Origin of the sequence: Yoonia vestfoldensis SKA53, from assembly GCF_000152785.1 — a bacterium.
Lineage (GTDB): Bacteria > Pseudomonadota > Alphaproteobacteria > Rhodobacterales > Rhodobacteraceae > Yoonia > Yoonia vestfoldensis_A.
On the sequence record NZ_CH672414.1, the window covers coordinates 2,548,634 to 2,564,221 of the forward strand.

Below are 15,588 nucleotides of genomic sequence, written 5' to 3' on the forward strand. Positions count from 1 at the left end.
TCATCACAAGCAAAAGCCATGCCTCTATCACAGACCAGCCCCCTTTCACGCCGCTTTGGCCCCACGGCACTGATCACCTGTGCCAGCGACAGGATCGGGCGTGCCTTTGCTGTCGCGCTGGCATAGGGCGCTGACCTGGCCTGTTATCTGGCGGGGTCGGCACCGTCGATGTCGAACCTGTCCGCCATTTCCGGCGAGATGACACCCGCATGCAGCGCCAGCAGGATCAGCTTTTCGTCGAAAGGCGCGGCCCCCGCGATGGCGGCAGAAATGCGCTGTTCGGTGCGCTCGGCGGCTTTGGTGCCATTGACCGCCACAAATTGCGCCTGATCCAGCACGCAATAGGACAAAAGCTGTGCTGCATCGGCCATGGCCGTGGCCCGGTCCGTTGCGTCACCATGTTTGCGGTGCAGTTGCAGGATCGTCAGCTTGACCGGTTCGGGGATCAGCAACGGATGCAGCCCCGCCGTCTTGAGCGCCTCATCAAGGGCCGTCAGTTCCGAGGACCGGCCGAACATGTCGAAAAATCGCAGCATGGTTTCTGGTAACAGGTTCCGCTGCGGCCTGCACGCAATCCTTGCGCCCTGCGCTGCCTGTCAGGTCACAACCGGCCCGATGCGATGATCCGTTGCAAGAACGCTTTTGTGCGCGGCTCTTGCGGGGTGCCGAACAGGCGGTCGGGCGTGTCCTGTTCCAAGATCACGCCGCCATCCAGAAACGCGACCCTGTCCGCGCAATCGCGCGCGAAACCCATTTCATGGGTGACGATCATCATGGTCATGCCGTCATCTTTCAGGCCACGGATGATCGCCAGCACCTCGCCCACCAGTTCAGGGTCGAGCGCGGCGGTGATTTCATCCAGCAACAAGACATCGGGGCGGGTCATCAAGGCCCGGGCGATAGCCACGCGCTGTTGCTGGCCGCCGGACAATTGTTCGGGATAAGACGTGGCAAACCCCGCCATGCCGAACCGTGCCAGTACGTCGCGGCCGCGGTCTTCGGCCTCGGCGCGCGACTGGCCATGCACGCGGCGGGGGGCCAGTGTGATATTGTCCAGCACGTTCATATGCGCAAACAAGTTATAGGATTGAAACACGATGGCAGCGCGTTTTTGCAACCCTGTCTTGCCAAAGCTGGGGTCATCGACAGGCACGCCGTCCAGCCGGATCGTGCCGTAATCATGCGCGACCAGCCGGTTGACGCAGCGCAAAAGGGTGGATTTTCCTGATCCGGACGCGCCGATCAGACAGACCACCTCATGCGGTGCGATGCGCAGGCTGACACGGTCCAGCACCAGTTTTTCACCGAAATATTTGGTGACGGTGTCGATATCGATCATGGGGGGGATCATTGTGTCATCCGGCGATTTGCAGGCGACGTTCGCGGTCGCGCCGTGTCAGGTAATCGGCCAGCCGCGCCATCGGGATGGTTGCCAGCAAGAACAGCGCCGCCGCCACGATCAGCGACGAATAATTAAAGGTGGTGGCGGTGTAAATCTGCGCCTCGCGCACCGCATCGCGCACGCCGATCACCGACAGCAGCGCCACATCCTTTTGCAAGGCGACGACAATATTCATCAGCGCCGGCACCACATTGCGCAGCGCCTGCGGCAGGATCGCATAGCGCAGGGTCTGCCATTCGCTGAGCCCCAGTGACTTGGCGGCAGCGCGCTGGCCTTCATGCACGGCGTCGATACCAGAGCGATAGATTTCCGCGACATAGGCGGCATAGCTCAGCACCATGGCGAAAGCGCCCCAGAACAGGCCGGAATTGGGCAGACCCGGCAGGTTCAGCGCGGGGATGCCAAAGCCGAACAAAAGCACCAGCAGCAGCGCCGGCACGCCACGGAAAATGTCGATATAGATCACCACCATCAGCCGGAACGGCGCGAACCACGGCGCGCGCAAGCTGCGCACGACCGCCAGCACCAACGCCCAGACCAGCACGCAGGCCAGCACCGTCAGCCAGACCTGCATATTCACCCAGAACCCTTGCAACACGCGCGGAAAGGCCGCGATCATGGCGTCGATGCTGAAAAATTGCAGCTTGATGCGCGGCCATTGCGCGGCCGAGGTGACCACCCAAGCCATCAGGCCAAAGACCACGACAACGCTGATCCCGCCGATGGCTGTAGGGATCATCGCTTGTTTCCAGTTGAAACCACGGCGAGGCGGCGGCGGGGGTGGTCCCCGCCGCGCCGGATCATGGGCCGCAGCTTGTGGCGCGGCGGCAGGGCTATCGGTCATTCCGCGATGATCGGCAGGTCCGGATCAGCGACCAGATAGGTTGCGATCAATTCCTCCACGACGCCGCGTGCGATCACCGCGCTCAGCGCCTCGTCAACCCATGGCACCAGCGGGCTGCCGAGTTCGAACAACAGGCCGTGGCCGCTGTCGTTTTCATCGGCGGGGACAAGGGCGACGATGCTGGCATCAGGCACCTGCACGGCGGTCATGAACAGCGCGGTCGGCAAAGCGGCCAATGTCGCGTCGATCTGGCCAGCCTGCAGCGCCTGAAACACATCGACCTGTTCGTTATAGATCGCGGCATCGGTCACGCCGAGGATATTCACAAGGTAATCGTTGTCGGTCGTCCCGATCACCGCCCCCCAGCGCAGACCGCGCAGGTCCGCGAAACTGGTGGCGGTTTCGGCGGCGGTGCCGGGCAGGGCGATGACTGCCTTGTCAGGCTGGAAATAGACCTGACTGAAACTGACGACTTGTTTGCGCGGTTCGGTCACAGAAATCTGCTGGATCGAAAAATCGTAGGGTTTGGCGCCTGGCGCAATCGTTTGGTCAAACGTCTGACCAACCCAGACCACCTGTTCGGGAGCAAAACCCATTTCGGCGGCCAATGCATAGACAAGCCCGTTTTCGAACCCTTCGCCACCGGCGGGATCGTTGCTCAGCATCCACGGCGGATAGACCGGATCACCGGTGCCGACGGTCAGGAAACCGGGCGTTGTCAGGCGCGGGTCCATCGGCGTGTTGTCCTGTGCGTGGGACATCAGCGGCAAGGCTGCGACAAGCGCCCCCGCGAACAACGCCAGCGCCCCACGTCGCGCTGTGTTGATCATGTAATCCGTCATGAATGATCCTTTCATCTGTGCCAACATCCCCCAAATGGCGTGCGGTTGCGCCAATTTGCCTGCTTGGGCGCGCGGGTCAAGCGTCATGCGGCACGCCAATGGCCTTCCCCTGCCATGCCGCGCATCAAGGATCATCGTTTGCCCGAAAACTTTGCAAACCGCAGGCCGCGGCGGGCTAGCCCTCGGATGGCACCAGCCGCAGCAGTGGCGCATCATCGCCATCAGTCAGGACATAGATATAGCCGTCCTGTGGCCCGACCGCCACATCGCGGATGCGATAGCCTGCGCCGTCAAGCACGCGTTCGGGGTCCGATACCTGCGCGCCATCGACGGGAAAGACGCCAAGATACCGGTGGAACAGGTTGCCGACCAGCAGATGCCCTTGCCAGTCGGGAAAGGCGTCACCGTCATAGAAGGTCATGCCAGAGGGCGGGAAATGGTCGTTTCGACCGGGACCCGAATGATAGGCGGGGGCAACGAAACCGTCACCATCCTGATGGGTGGGCGCAAATTGTTCACCGGTGCGGTAATCCACGCCATAGGCGGCCAGCGGCCAGCCATAGTTTTCGCCGCGCGCGACGATGTTGATCTCGTCGCCGCCAGCCTCGCCATGTTCGGCCAGCCAGATGTCACCGGTGTCCGGATGCACGGTCATCGCCTGAATATTGCGATGCCCGTAGGACCAGATCGCAGGGGCCGCGTTTTCGATGTCCACGAAAGGATTGTCATCCGGCACTGTGCCATCCAGCGTCAGGCGGATCACGCTGCCGTTCTCGCTCGACAGGTCCTGCGCGATATGGTCGGGGCCGAAAGCCTTGGAGTTGCGGTCGCCGGTGCCCATGTAGATGTGATCGTCATGGATCACGATGCGCGATCCGTAATGCGCGTTGCTGGCAATGCCGGGGCTGACCTGGAACAGGGTTTCGATATCGGTCACGGTCCCTGCCAGACGGTCAAGCTTACCGCGCCCCAGATGGGTTGTCGTCCCACCTGCGACGCTGCCGGCCCATGTCATGTAGATCACGTTGCTGTCGGCGAAATCGGGGGCAAGGGCCACATCCAGCAACCCGCCCTGACCTGCGGTGCTGACATCGGGCGCGCCGTCGAGTTCGGAGACCGCGCCGCTGGCCGCATCATAAAGCAGAAAGATCCCGCCCCGTCCCGTCATCAGGATATCGCCGCTATCGGGCAGGAATGTCATCGCCCAAGGCTGGTCCAGACCTTTGGCCAGCGTTTCGACATCATAGGATTGCGCCAGAACAGGTGCGCCTGCGATCAGCGCAAGGACAAAGGTCAGCGTGGTGGTCGTTTTCATCTTGAACCCTTTCGTTTCACGATATTCGGAGCGGCAACCTGTGCTTGCAAGGCGTGTTTCATCACAAAGACGCCAGTCACCGCGTGACCGGATCACGGCTTGGGACTTTACTTGGGGCTGCGGTTGGTCTCAAAAGTGGGGATGAAGGTTCTTTTGGTTGAAGATAATCACGATATTGGCGAGGCTGTCGAACGACGGCTGCGCATGGCGGGCCATGTCGTGACATGGAACCGGACTGGCGATGATGTCGTCGCCATGCTGGACCATGACCCTGTTGATGCGGTTATTCTGGACCTGATGCTGCCTGCGGCGGATGGCATTGCGATCCTGCGCCAGATCAGACGCCAGCAGCGCGATCTGCCCGTGCTGGTCATTACCGCAAGGGCCGAGATCGACGACAAGGTCAGCCTGCTGGACCTTGGCGCAGATGATTATCTGGTCAAACCCTTTGATATGCGCGAGATGGAGGCGCGGTTGCGCGCGCTGGTGCGCCGCCCCGTCGGGCAGTTCACATCGGTTTTGCAGCTGGGCGATCTGGAGCTGGATCCGGCCAGCCGGATCGTCAGGCAGGCCGGACAGCTGATTGATCTGGGACGCCGGGAATTCGGCCTGCTCGAAGCGTTGATGACACAGGCGGGCCGCGTCGTGACCCGCGAAAGGCTGATGTCGCGCCTGTCGCATCTGGATGATGGCGGATCGGAAAATGCGCTGGAATTGCTGGTGTCGCGCCTGCGCCGCAAGATCGCGGCCAGCAATGTCGAAGTCGTCACCATGCGCGGTGTCGGCTATATGGCGCGGGTGGTGGCGGATGCGCAGACCTAGCCCGCCATCCCTGCGCCGCCGTATCCTGATATTGGCGGCGTCGATGCTGCTGGGGGCGGCTGGGCTGCTGATGACCTTCATCTCGGACTACGCCAATCGCGCTGCTGATCAGGCGCTTGATCGCCTGTTGTCGGCCGCTGCGCTGTCGATTGCCGGTGCCGTTCTGGTCGAGGATGGGGCCGTGGTGGTTGAAATGCCCTTTGCCGCCTTTGCGATGGTGTCGGGCGAGGAACGGGTTTTTTATACCGTGCTAGGCCCGCAAGGCGAACATGTCACGGGTTATCGGGACCTTGCGCCCGATACGCCCTTGGCCACGACGGTTGATCCGGTGTTTTCCGATATCCGCCACAATGGCGAACCTGTCCGCATGGTCCGGCTGGGGCGGCTGATTTCAACCGCGCAAGGCACCGGCTGGGTCACGATCAGGGTGGCTGAAACCCGTGGCGCGCGTGCCGCATTGGCCGCCGAGATTGTGGGGGCGGCACTGGTGCCGGTCGGGGTGCTGACGGTGCTGGCGCTGGCGCTGGTCTGGATCGTGATCGGGCGCGCCTTTGCGCCGCTTGCGGTGATCGACCGCGCCTTGCGGCAGCGGCAGCCCGACGATCTGTCGTCGCTGGACGTGCCGGTGCCGGTCGAGGTGCAGCGCCTTGTCGGGGGGTTGAACAATTTCATGGGCCGGTTGGAACAATCCACCGCGCGGATGGGCGGTTTGGTGGCCGAAGCCGCGCATCAGGTGCGCAACCCGTTGGCGTCATTGCGGGCGCAATCAGAAATGGCGCTGGATGAACCCGACGCCGCACAATTGCGGGCGCGTGTCGGGCGCATCCACACCTCTGCGGTCGAGGCAAGCCATCTGGTGACCCAGCTTTTGATGGATGCCACCATTTCCCACCGGATGGAAACCGAACAAAGGCGCCCAATCTCGATCACTGCCCTTGTGCAAGAGGTGGTGGACAGGCTGGACCCTGACCTGCGTCCGCGTGTCGGCACCGATATCGGCGCTGGCACCGATACGATCGTCGTAAATGGCGACCGTGTTGGTTTGCGCGAAATGCTGCGCAACCTGATCGACAATGCGCTGGCCTATTCATCGGGCGATATCCAGATCGCGGTGGCAACACAGACCGGTGGCATGGTGCGGCTGGTGGTGCGGGACAGGGGGCCGGGGATCACGGATGCCGACAAAGCCCGTGTGCTGCAACGTTTCGTGCGCGGCGAAGGGGCCAGCGGCACTGTCGGGTCCGGTCTGGGCCTTGCCATCGCGCAAGGCGTGGTGGCGGGACATGGTGGCACGCTGACCCTGTCGGACCGCGCCGGTGGCGGGCTGGAGGTCATCGTCGCCCTGCCGGTCGAAGACGCGGTGCAAATCGCCCTCCCCCGCGCAAGGCGTTTGGGCGCTGTGGGGGCCGTGCTGCTGGCTTTTGCCCTGTCCACGCTGGGCGCGCCCCGTCCTGCATCGGCCGATGCGATCCTTTTCCCCGCACCCGCCGCCGAAACGCAGCGCATGGCCATTGCAGGTACAACCGATACCGCGTTGTTCGCACCTTATATTGCGGCGTTTCAGGCCGAAAATCCGGGTGTCGCCGTGACCTATCTGGAACGGGACAGTCTGGCGCTTTACGATGGGTTCCTGGCAGGCACGCTGGACCCCGCGCCTGATGTGCTGATCTCGTCGGCGTCTGATCTGCAGATGAAGCTGGCCAATGACGGCCATGCGCTGGCCTATCAATCCGCCTGGCTGGAGGCGCTGCCCGCTTGGGCGCAATGGCGGGCCGAGGTGATCGGCTTTACCTATGAACCCGCCGTCATCATCTATAACCCCCGCCTGATGCCGCCCGGCACGCAGCCGCGTACGCATCTGGATCTGGCGGTGCTGCTGGAAGAACAGCCCACCCGTTTTGCGGGGCGTGTCGCCACCTATGACATCGAACGCAGCGGGGTCGGGTATCTGCTTGCCTCGCAGGACCAGCAGATTTCATCGCAATTCTGGCGGCTGGCGGCAGCGTTCGGGCGGGTCCGCGCAAGGTTGAGCGATTCGAGCCCCGCAATTCTGGACAGCGTCGCCAGTGGCGAGCTGATCTTGGGGTATAATGTCTTGGGGTCCTATGCCTTTGCGCGGCAGGCGGCGGGCGCGCGCATCGGGATCATCGTGCCGGATGATTACGTTCTGGTGCTGACGCGCAGCATGGTTATTCCGCGCACGGCACCAAACCCCGATCTGGCGCGCGCGTTTGTGGATTTCGCGCTGTCGCCGGCCGGTCAGCGCGTGGGCGCGGGGCCATCGGCGCTGGGCGCGATCATACCGGACAGCACGGGCACATGGACGCCGGAACGTATCTCGATGATGGGGACGGGTGTGATCCAGCCTATCGCGCTGGCACCGGTGCTGCTGGTGGCGCTTGATCCGCAGCGGCGCAGCCGGTTCCTGACCACATGGCAGGAAATCGTGGCACCGGGCCGGCCGTAACGGGCTGATGACAGGACGGTGACAGGAACCGCTGCTAGGCTTTGCCGCAGTCGGGCATGGGAGGTGCCGGAACTGGGGGGAAACCGCGACAGCACGCCTGTAGGCTATGGTTGCGCACCTGTTCCAAACATCTTCACGCTCCGCTCCGCGCTTGCGCGGTCATTTATATCCTTTGGGAGGAACATATGAAGAATTTTGGTATCGCGGCGTTTGTGGCCGCATCGGTCATGGCATCTGCCGCCGTGGCACAGGTATCCGAACTGCGCATCATGGCGCCTGCAGGCCCCGGTGGCGGCTGGGACCAGACCGCACGCACGATCCAGTCGACGCTGCAAAGCGAAGGGCTTGTGCCGAACATCCAGGTTGAAAACGTGGCTGGCGCCGGTGGCACCATCGGGTTGCAGCAATTCGTCAACCGGTCGACAGGTGATGCCGCTGCGACGATCGTCGGTGGCTATGTGATGGTCGGCGCGATCATCGCCAACGAAAGCAATGTGACGCTGAGCGATATCACCCCGCTGGCGCGCCTGACGGGCGAATATGTCGTCGTCGTGGCCAATGCCGACAGCCCGATCAACACTGCCGAAGACCTTGCCAACGCGCTGCGCAACGATATCGGTGGCGTGACCTGGGCCGGCGGGTCTGCCGGTGGCGTCGATCACATCGCGGCAGGCAAGTTCGCCCAAGTGGCGGGCGTGGCACCAGAGCAGATCAACTACATCCCCTATTCGGGCGGTGGCGAAGCACTGGCCGCGATCCTCGGTGGTCAGGTCAGCGTTGGTGTGTCTGGGTTCAGCGAATTTTCCAGCCAGATCGAGGCCGGAGCGCTGAAGGTTATCGGGATCACCGCGCCAGAGCGTCAGGCCTATCTGGATGCGCCGACCTTTGTCGAACAGGGTTTTGACGTCGATGTGCAGAACTGGCGCATGATCGCCGCCGCCCCCGGCATCAGCGACGCAGAACGCGCAGCCTTGCTGGATGTGATCGGCACGATGGCCGCATCGGACAAGTGGAACGCCGAACTGGAAACCAAGGGCTGGGTGAACACCTATCTCGCTGGTGACGATTTCGCGGCTTATCTGGCCGAACAGATCACCGCGACGACCGCGATCCTCGCCGATCTTGGAATCACCGAGTAATGTCGGGCGATCCGAAAAACCAAGCAGCCGAAGAGGACCTTCGGCTGCCTTTCGACGATGAGACCGGTCACGGCACAGGCAAACGCGATCTGGCGGGGTTGCTGATCGCGGTGGCCTTGTTCGGGCTGGCGATGGTCATCGTCAATGATGCGTCAGGCTATCCGATCCGCCGGTCCTATGCCAAGTTTGGACCAGAGATCGTGCCCTATCTGATCGCTGGTGGCATTTCTGTCATGGCCGTGATCACCGCCATCATGGCATGGCGCGGTGCGTTCGAGGCGCGTGATCCGCTGAACATCGGTGCTTTGTCATGGCTGGTCGGTGGCATCGTCCTCGAGATTTTCATGCTTTACGGCGGCACTGGATTCATCGCGGGGTCCGCCGTGCTGTTTGCCTTTGCTGCGCGTGCCTTTGGGCAAAAGACGCTGCCGCTCAATCTTGGGATCGGTCTTTTGTTGTCAACGCTGCTGTATCTGCTGTTCCGCTACGGGCTAGGGCTGTCGCTGCCTGCCGGTCCGGTCGAGCGGGCCATCGATCTTTTGCTGAGGTAAGCACATGGATACCTTCATTCTGCTGTTCGAGGGTCTGGCGACCGCGACGCAACCGTCGAACCTGATGTTCGCGTTGCTGGGCGTGATGCTGGGGACCGCCGTGGGCGTCATGCCCGGCATCGGGCCTGCGCTGACCGTTGCCTTGTTGCTGCCGGTCAGCCTGTCGTTCGGTGCGACCGGGTCGATGATCATGTTCGCGGGCATCTATTACGGGGGCATGTATGGGGGGGCGATATCGTCGATCCTGCTGAACACCCCGGGGGAAACCGCGTCGATTATGACCGCCCTCGAAGGCAACCGCATGGCCAAACGCGGTAAGGGCGGCAAGGCCTTGGGCGCTGCGGCCTTCGGGTCGTTCTTTGGCGGCATGTTCGCAACCTTGGGTCTGGCGGTTGTCGCGCCTTTCATGGTCATGGTCGCGCTGTCGTTTGGCACGGCGGAATATTTCGCGCTGATGGTCTTGTCCTTCATGACCGTTTCTGCGGCCTTTGGCGGGTCGATGTCGCGCGGGCTGACGGCGCTGTTCATCGGTCTGACCATCGGCATTGTCGGCACCGATAAATTGACAGGGCAGGTGCGCCTTGCCTTTGGCATACCGGAGATGAGCGATAACATTTCCATCGCCATCGTGGCTGTCGGGCTTTTTGCCATTGGCGAGACGATGTATCTGGCGTCGCAATATGTGAATCACAAGGAAAAGGCGCAGGCCGTGTCTGGGTCTGTCTGGCTGAACTGGGGCGATTTCAAGCGCTGCATCCGGCCCTATATCCGCGGCACCGGTCTGGGGTTCCTGTTCGGGCCATTGCCGACTGGCGGCGCCGAAATCCCGACCTTTCTATCTTATACCACCGAAAAACGTCTGGCGACCGGCGAAGCGCGCCGCGAATTTGACGAAGGTTTGGGTGCTATCGAAGGTGTGGCCGGACCAGAGGCCGCCAACAACGCTTCTGCCGCAGGGACGTTGATCCCGCTTTTGACGCTGGGTCTGCCCACCTCGGCGACGGCGGCGATGATGCTGGCAGGGTTCCAGCAATACGGGCTGCAACCCGGTCCGCTTTTGTTTACCAACAACGCGGATCTGGTCTGGGGGCTGGTGGCCAGCTTGTTCATCGCCAACCTGATGCTGGTCGTGCTGAACGTGCCGTTCATCGGCATCTGGGTGAAGCTTTTGACGATCCCGCGGCCATGGCTTTATGCGGGTATCTTGTGTTTCGCCACGCTGGGCATCGTCGGCGCGCAAGGCTCGCCTTTTGCCTTGATCCTGCTGCTTGGCTTTGGTCTGATCGGTTTCGTGATGCGGCGGTTCGGCTATCCTTTGGCCCCCGCGCTGGTGGGTGCGATCCTTGGGCCTTTGGCCGAAGAACAATTGCGCCGGGGGCTGATGATCAATCAAGGTGACTGGATGTTCCTGATCGAATCGCGGATCGCGCTGGCGATCTATGCGATTGCCCTGTTGTCGGTGTTCGGCCCCCGCCTGTGGGCGCTGGTGCGCAAAGCCAGCCGCAAGACCACCGCGGCCGCATGACCAGCTAAAGTCACCGCGCGATGCAGCGTCATGGATGCTGCGTCGCGCCTGCCGTTTTGGGGGCGATCCTGACCAAAAGTTTCGGCTAGACTGTGCAGGTGCCAACAAGGAATCGCCCGATGGCCCGTAGCTTTTCTGTCGATGTTCTGCGCGGCTTTGCGCTGCTTGGCATCGGAATTGTGAACCTGCCGTACCTTGCCCAACCGCTGGCGGCGCAGCTTGGCTCGCCCGAGGGCGGTTTGGACCTTGCCGCCAAAGGCATTGTCAGCCTGCTGTTCGAGGGCAAGTTCTTTGTGCTGTTCTCGTTCCTGTTCGGCTGGGGTTTCGGGGTGCAGCTGGCCTCTGCCGCGCGGGCGGGCCTGCCTGCGGGGCCGCCATTTCGCGCGCGGTTGATCGCGCTGGGCCTGTTTGGTGTCGCCCATGCAATATTGGTCTTTCCGGGTGATATTCTTTTGGCCTATGCGCTTCTGGGTGCGGGTTTGTGGACCCTGCGGGATGCGTCAGTGCCGCGCCTGCGGCGGATCGCGCTGTCGATGGTGCCGCTGGCGGCGCTTGCTTTTGGCGCACTCGGGTTTCTTGATGCGCTGTCTGGCGACATGGCGCAGGCTGAGGCTGCTTTGACGGGTGACGGATATCGTGGCAGCTATCTTGATGCGACAGCACAGCGGCTGGCCGACTGGCCTGTCACATTGGGCGTCGTGGCGCTGTTCAACGGGCCACTGGCCTTTGCGGCATTCTGCCTTGGGCTTGCGGCCTACAAATCAGGTTTTTTCGACGCGGGCAGTCCGGCGTTCTGCGTCCTTGCCAGACGCCTGCCCTTGCTGTTGGCTGTGGCCCTACCGGTGAACGGGGTCTACGCGGCGGCGATTCTTGGCTTTCTGCCCGATGGTGTGCCGACCTATCTGGGGTTTGCCGCGCTGGCGCTTGGCGCGCCGACACTCGCGGCAGTTTATGTGGTCATCGTGGTGCGCCTTGCGCCGCGGCTTGGTTTTCTGGCGCCTGTCGGGTCCATGCCGTTAACTGGTTATATTGTGCAGGGCCTGCTGGCGGGTGCCATCTTTCATGGTTGGGGGTTGGGGCTGTTCGACACGCTGGGCAATGCGGCACTGGTGGCAGTGGCTTGCCTGATCTGGCTGGTGGTGACGCTGGCGGCGATGCTCTGGCGGCGACGTTGGGCGCGTGGTCCGTTTGATGCAGCGCTGCGCGCAGCTGCGACACGGCTGGTCAGGGCCGTGTGACCGGCGATCAGGGCGCGTCATAGCCTTTGGGATTGCCTGATTGCCATGCCCAGGTGCTGGCGGTCATTGCATCCAGATTATGGGTGGCGCGCCAGCCGAGTTCTGCCTGCGCGCGCGCCGGATTGGCCTGCATCGCCGCGATATCGCCCGCGCGGCGGGGGGCTTGCACGGTCGGGATTGGCTGGCCGCAGGCGCGTTCAAAGGCGCGGACCATGTCGATGACGCTATAGCTTTGGCCGGTGCCGATGTTGAAAGGCCGCGCGCCGGGGGTGCGGGCGGCATAGTCGATCGCGGCAACATGCGCGCGGGCCAGATCGACGACATGGATGTAATCGCGCAGGCCGGTGCCGTCGGGCGTGTCGTAATCATCGCCAAATACCGTCAGCGCAGGGCGCAGCCCCACGGCCACCTGTGCGATATAGGGCATCAGGTTGTTGGGAATGTCCTTGGGGTCTTCGCCGATGCGAGCAGAGCCATGCGCCCCCACGGGGTTGAAATACCGCAGCAGCACCGCGCTGCGGGCCGGATCAGCGGCGGCCCAATCACGCAGCACCTGTTCGGCCATCAGTTTCGTTCGCCCGTAGACGGATGTCGGCCGTGTCGGATGCGCCTCGTCATAGGGCAGGTAATCGGGTTCGCCGTAAACCGTTGCCGACGACGAAAAGATGATCCGGCGACACCCCGCGCGGTCCATCGCATGTAGCAGCGCCAAGGTGCCGCCCACGTTGACATCGTAATAAGCCAGCGGTTTCTGCTGGCTTTCGCCCACAGCCTTCAGCCCCGCAAAATGCACAACGGCCTGTGGCACGAAATCCTGCATCACGCGGTCCAGCGTCGCGGCATCGCGCACATCGCCGCGCACATCCATCATCGTGCCGTTGGACAGGCTGCGCACACGGGTCAGCACCTCTGGCGTGGCATTGGTGTAATTGTCCAGCACGCAGACCTCGTGGCCCTGCGCCATCAGTTCGATCAGCGTGTGGCTGCCGATATATCCGGCTCCGCCGGTGACAAGGACGCGCATGCTTGGTCTTTCGTCGGGCCGCTAGTCGCGGGCATAGATGTCTTCATAGCGGATAATGTCATCCTCGCCCAGATAGCTGCCGGTCTGTGCCTCGATCAGGACCACCGGCACCTTACCGGGATTTTCCAGCCGGTGCGTTGCGCCCAGCGGGATGTAGACCGATTCATTTTCGGTCAGCAGCGTCACATTGCCATCGCAAGTGACACGCGCCGTGCCTTGCACCACGATCCAATGTTCGGCCCGGTGGTGGTGCGATTGCAGCGACAGCGCGCCACCTGCATGGACGACGATCCGCTTGACCTGAAACCGATCACCGATGGTAAGGCTTTCGAACCAGCCCCAAGGGCGGTGATCCTTGGGAAAGGTGTCGGCCTGACCTGCGCCTTGGGCTTTTAGCAGCGCCACTGCCTGTTTGACGTCCTGCGCGCGGCTTTTATGGGCGATCAGCACGGCGTCGGGCATCGCAACGGCGATGATGTCCTGCAACCCGATGCCCATGATCACCTGCCCGTCGTTCTCGGACCGCAGCAGCGTGTCTGCGCAATCAATCGCATAGGCGGGGCCGGACAGCGCCAGCCCGTCATTTTCGGTTTCGCGCCAGACCGCCGCCCAATCGCCCAGGTCCGACCAACGACCAGCATATGGGGCCACGCTCAGATTATCGGCCTGTTCCATGACCGCGTAATCAATCGAGATCGCGGGCGCGCGGTCCCATGCATCGGGTGCCAGCCGCAGAAAGCCCAGATCATGGCGCGCATCATCAACCGCCGTTTGTACCGCCTCGACCATATCCGGCGCATGCAGTGCATAGGCGACCAGAATATCCTTGACGGTGAATAAAAACAGACCCGCGTTCCATAGATACCGCCCTTCGGCCAGCATTGCGGCGGCGCGGGCGGCATCCGGTTTTTCGACAAAGCCGATCAGCGGTGCGATGCCTGCGCCGTCCTGCAAAGGCCCGCCAAGTTCCAGATAACCGTATCCGGTTTCCGCCCGATCCGGCGTGATGCCAAAGGCCACGATCTGCCCGCCTTGCGCCGCTGGCACGGCGGCCTGCACGGTCTGCGCGAACAGGGCTGCATCGGGGATCACATGGTCGGACGGGGCCACCAGCATCAGCGCGTCAGGATCGCTTTGCGCCAGATGCAATGCGGCGGCCAGAACGGCCGGGCCGGTATCGCGCCCTGTGGGTTCGATCAGCACGGCCTGCGGCGTGATCCCCAGCGCATGCATCTGCTGCACCGCGATGAACCTGAACTGGTCTGCTGTCACGACCACGGGCGCGGCGAAACCATCGCCGGTCAGGCGCGTCAGGCTGGCCTGAAACAGGCTGTCCGCGCCTGCCAGTGGCGAAAACTGCTTGGGATAGCTTTGGCGCGACAAGGGCCAAAGCCGCGTGCCGGCACCGCCGCACAGGATAACCGGTGTAATCGTTGACATACCCTGCCTTATGACGACCGCAGCGCAACACCTGCGTGATGCTGGCGTAAAACCCAACCGTAGGTTGTGTGCAAGCCCTGTTGCAAGCTGATCTTTGGCACCCAGCCCAGACGTTGCATCCGCGCACAATCCAGCAATTTGCGCGGCGTGCCGTCCGGCTTGGTCGTGTCGCAGACGATCTGGCCGGTGAAGCCTGTCACATCGGCGATCATCCGTGCCAGATCAATAATGCTGATATCCGTCCCCCACCCGATGTTCAGATGGCTTTGCATGGGTTGCGTTTCGGTGGCCAGAATGGTGGCATCCAGCCCCATCACAAAGACGGCGGCGGCGGCCAGATCATCGACATGCAGGAATTCGCGCCGTGGCGTGCCGCTGCCCCAGATCGTCACGTGGTCTGCCCCGCTTTGCACCGCGTCATGGAACCGTGCCAGAAGGGCGGGCAGGACATGCGCATTGTCGGGGTGAAAATTATCGCCCGGGCCATACAGGTTTGTCGGCATGATTGACCGGTAATCGGTGCCATGCTGCCGGTTATAGCTTTCGCATAGTTTGATCGCGGCGATCTTGGCGATGGCATAGGGGGCGTTGGTGGGTTCCAGCAGACCGGTCAGCAAGGCATCTTCGGTGATCGGCTGTGGCGCATCGCGCGGATAGATACACGATGATCCCAGCTGCAACAGGCGCCGGACGCCCGCGCTATGGGCGGCATGGATCACGTTGGCCGCGATCAACAGGTTATCGTGGATGAAATCCGCCGGATAGGTCGCATTCGCCATGATCCCGCCGACACGGGCGGCGGCCAGCACCACGGCATCGGGGCGCTGGGCCTGCATGAAATCGCGCACGGCGCGTTGGTCGGTCAGGTCAAGCTGCTGTCTGTCCGCCGTGATCAGATCATGCCCGCCGGTTATCGCCAGATGCCGCAGGATCGCGCTGCCGACCATGCCGGTGTGACCCGCGATATAGATGCGCATCC

Annotated in this window: 14 protein-coding genes; 6 read left to right on the forward strand and 8 right to left on the reverse strand. The window is 62.7% G+C overall.

The features are described 5' to 3' along the window. Window positions 1-143: 143 nt before the first annotated feature. The 5 genes from SKA53_RS12345 to SKA53_RS12365 form a co-directional block, all read right to left on the reverse strand. Window positions 144-536, reverse strand: a complete 393-nt coding sequence (locus SKA53_RS12345) for a hypothetical protein (protein ID WP_007206489.1) — start codon at window positions 534-536, stop codon at window positions 144-146. Between the two features lie 65 nt (window positions 537-601). Further along, the gene (locus SKA53_RS12350) at window positions 602-1,339 is read right to left on the reverse strand and encodes an amino acid ABC transporter ATP-binding protein (protein ID WP_207327942.1); all 738 of its coding nucleotides are present in this window, start codon (window positions 1,337-1,339) and stop codon (window positions 602-604) included. Window positions 1,340-1,355: 16 nt separating this feature from the next. Continuing rightward, the gene (locus SKA53_RS12355; protein WP_007206491.1) at window positions 1,356-2,246 is read right to left on the reverse strand and encodes an amino acid ABC transporter permease; all 891 of its coding nucleotides are present in this window, start codon (window positions 2,244-2,246) and stop codon (window positions 1,356-1,358) included. Further along, on the reverse strand, window positions 2,243-3,088 hold the full coding sequence (locus tag SKA53_RS12360) for an ABC transporter substrate-binding protein (RefSeq protein WP_242601267.1): 846 nt from the start codon (window positions 3,086-3,088) through the stop codon (window positions 2,243-2,245). The genes SKA53_RS12355 and SKA53_RS12360 overlap by 4 nt, the downstream gene beginning before the upstream one ends. A gap of 175 nt (window positions 3,089-3,263) precedes the next feature. Further along, a complete protein-coding gene (locus SKA53_RS12365; RefSeq protein ID WP_040482972.1) occupies window positions 3,264-4,403 on the reverse strand; it encodes a PQQ-dependent sugar dehydrogenase in 1,140 nt (379 codons plus the stop codon). A gap of 141 nt (window positions 4,404-4,544) precedes the next feature. Between SKA53_RS12365 and SKA53_RS12370 the strand changes: the two genes are divergently transcribed. The 6 genes from SKA53_RS12370 to SKA53_RS12395 all read left to right on the forward strand — a co-directional run bounded on the left by SKA53_RS12370 (window position 4,545) and on the right by SKA53_RS12395 (window position 12,145). Beyond that, a complete protein-coding gene (locus SKA53_RS12370) occupies window positions 4,545-5,225 on the forward strand; it encodes a response regulator transcription factor (protein ID WP_007206494.1) in 681 nt (226 codons plus the stop codon). Further along, complete coding sequence (locus SKA53_RS12375; protein ID WP_007206495.1) at window positions 5,212-7,692, forward strand: sensor histidine kinase; 2,481 nt, start codon at window positions 5,212-5,214, stop codon at window positions 7,690-7,692. Before SKA53_RS12370 ends, SKA53_RS12375 begins: the two co-directional genes overlap by 14 nt. Window positions 7,693-7,877: 185 nt before the next feature. After that, window positions 7,878-8,831: a Bug family tripartite tricarboxylate transporter substrate binding protein gene (locus tag SKA53_RS12380; RefSeq protein ID WP_007206496.1), complete on the forward strand. Its 954-nt coding sequence runs from the start codon at window positions 7,878-7,880 to the stop codon at window positions 8,829-8,831. Continuing rightward, window positions 8,831-9,382, forward strand: a complete 552-nt coding sequence (locus SKA53_RS12385) for a tripartite tricarboxylate transporter TctB family protein (RefSeq protein ID WP_007206497.1) — start codon at window positions 8,831-8,833, stop codon at window positions 9,380-9,382. The genes SKA53_RS12380 and SKA53_RS12385 overlap by 1 nt, the downstream gene beginning before the upstream one ends. A gap of 4 nt (window positions 9,383-9,386) precedes the next feature. Further along, complete coding sequence (locus SKA53_RS12390; protein ID WP_007206498.1) at window positions 9,387-10,907, forward strand: tripartite tricarboxylate transporter permease; 1,521 nt, start codon at window positions 9,387-9,389, stop codon at window positions 10,905-10,907. A gap of 119 nt (window positions 10,908-11,026) precedes the next feature. Then, window positions 11,027-12,145, forward strand: coding sequence for a DUF418 domain-containing protein (locus SKA53_RS12395; protein ID WP_007206499.1), 1,119 nt, complete (start codon window positions 11,027-11,029; stop codon window positions 12,143-12,145). Window positions 12,146-12,152: 7 nt separating this feature from the next. Here SKA53_RS12395 and galE read toward each other — a convergent pair whose 3' ends face one another. Genes galE through SKA53_RS12410 form a run of 3 tightly spaced genes read right to left on the reverse strand, consistent with a single transcriptional unit; the run spans window position 12,153 to window position 15,586 of the window. After that, the gene (gene galE / locus SKA53_RS12400) at window positions 12,153-13,169 is read right to left on the reverse strand and encodes a UDP-glucose 4-epimerase GalE (RefSeq protein ID WP_007206500.1); all 1,017 of its coding nucleotides are present in this window, start codon (window positions 13,167-13,169) and stop codon (window positions 12,153-12,155) included. A gap of 21 nt (window positions 13,170-13,190) precedes the next feature. Continuing rightward, window positions 13,191-14,609, reverse strand: coding sequence for a mannose-1-phosphate guanylyltransferase/mannose-6-phosphate isomerase (locus tag SKA53_RS12405; protein WP_007206501.1), 1,419 nt, complete (start codon window positions 14,607-14,609; stop codon window positions 13,191-13,193). 8 nt (window positions 14,610-14,617) lie between these two features. After that, window positions 14,618-15,586 (reverse strand): GDP-L-fucose synthase family protein, encoded by a 969-nt coding sequence (locus SKA53_RS12410; RefSeq protein ID WP_007206502.1) that lies wholly within the window; start codon window positions 15,584-15,586, stop codon window positions 14,618-14,620. Between the last annotated feature and the right edge of the window lie 2 nt (window positions 15,587-15,588).

Coding starts and splice junctions, on each gene's coding strand:
- SKA53_RS12345 (WP_007206489.1), bottom strand. CDS start 536: ATGCTGCGATTTTTCGACATGTTCGGCCGGTCCTCGGAACTGACGGCC.
- SKA53_RS12350 (WP_207327942.1), bottom strand. CDS start 1,339: ATGATCGATATCGACACCGTCACCAAATATTTCGGTGAAAAACTGGTG.
- SKA53_RS12355 (WP_007206491.1), bottom strand. CDS start 2,246: ATGACCGATAGCCCTGCCGCCGCGCCACAAGCTGCGGCCCATGATCCG.
- SKA53_RS12360 (WP_242601267.1), bottom strand. CDS start 3,088: ATGACGGATTACATGATCAACACAGCGCGACGTGGGGCGCTGGCGTTG.
- SKA53_RS12365 (WP_040482972.1), bottom strand. CDS start 4,403: ATGAAAACGACCACCACGCTGACCTTTGTCCTTGCGCTGATCGCAGGC.
- SKA53_RS12370 (WP_007206494.1), top strand. CDS start 4,545: ATGAAGGTTCTTTTGGTTGAAGATAATCACGATATTGGCGAGGCTGTC.
- SKA53_RS12375 (WP_007206495.1), top strand. CDS start 5,212: ATGCGCAGACCTAGCCCGCCATCCCTGCGCCGCCGTATCCTGATATTG.
- SKA53_RS12380 (WP_007206496.1), top strand. CDS start 7,878: ATGAAGAATTTTGGTATCGCGGCGTTTGTGGCCGCATCGGTCATGGCA.
- SKA53_RS12385 (WP_007206497.1), top strand. CDS start 8,831: ATGTCGGGCGATCCGAAAAACCAAGCAGCCGAAGAGGACCTTCGGCTG.
- SKA53_RS12390 (WP_007206498.1), top strand. CDS start 9,387: ATGGATACCTTCATTCTGCTGTTCGAGGGTCTGGCGACCGCGACGCAA.
- SKA53_RS12395 (WP_007206499.1), top strand. CDS start 11,027: ATGGCCCGTAGCTTTTCTGTCGATGTTCTGCGCGGCTTTGCGCTGCTT.
- galE (WP_007206500.1), bottom strand. CDS start 13,169: ATGCGCGTCCTTGTCACCGGCGGAGCCGGATATATCGGCAGCCACACG.
- SKA53_RS12405 (WP_007206501.1), bottom strand. CDS start 14,609: ATGTCAACGATTACACCGGTTATCCTGTGCGGCGGTGCCGGCACGCGG.
- SKA53_RS12410 (WP_007206502.1), bottom strand. CDS start 15,586: ATGCGCATCTATATCGCGGGTCACACCGGCATGGTCGGCAGCGCGATC.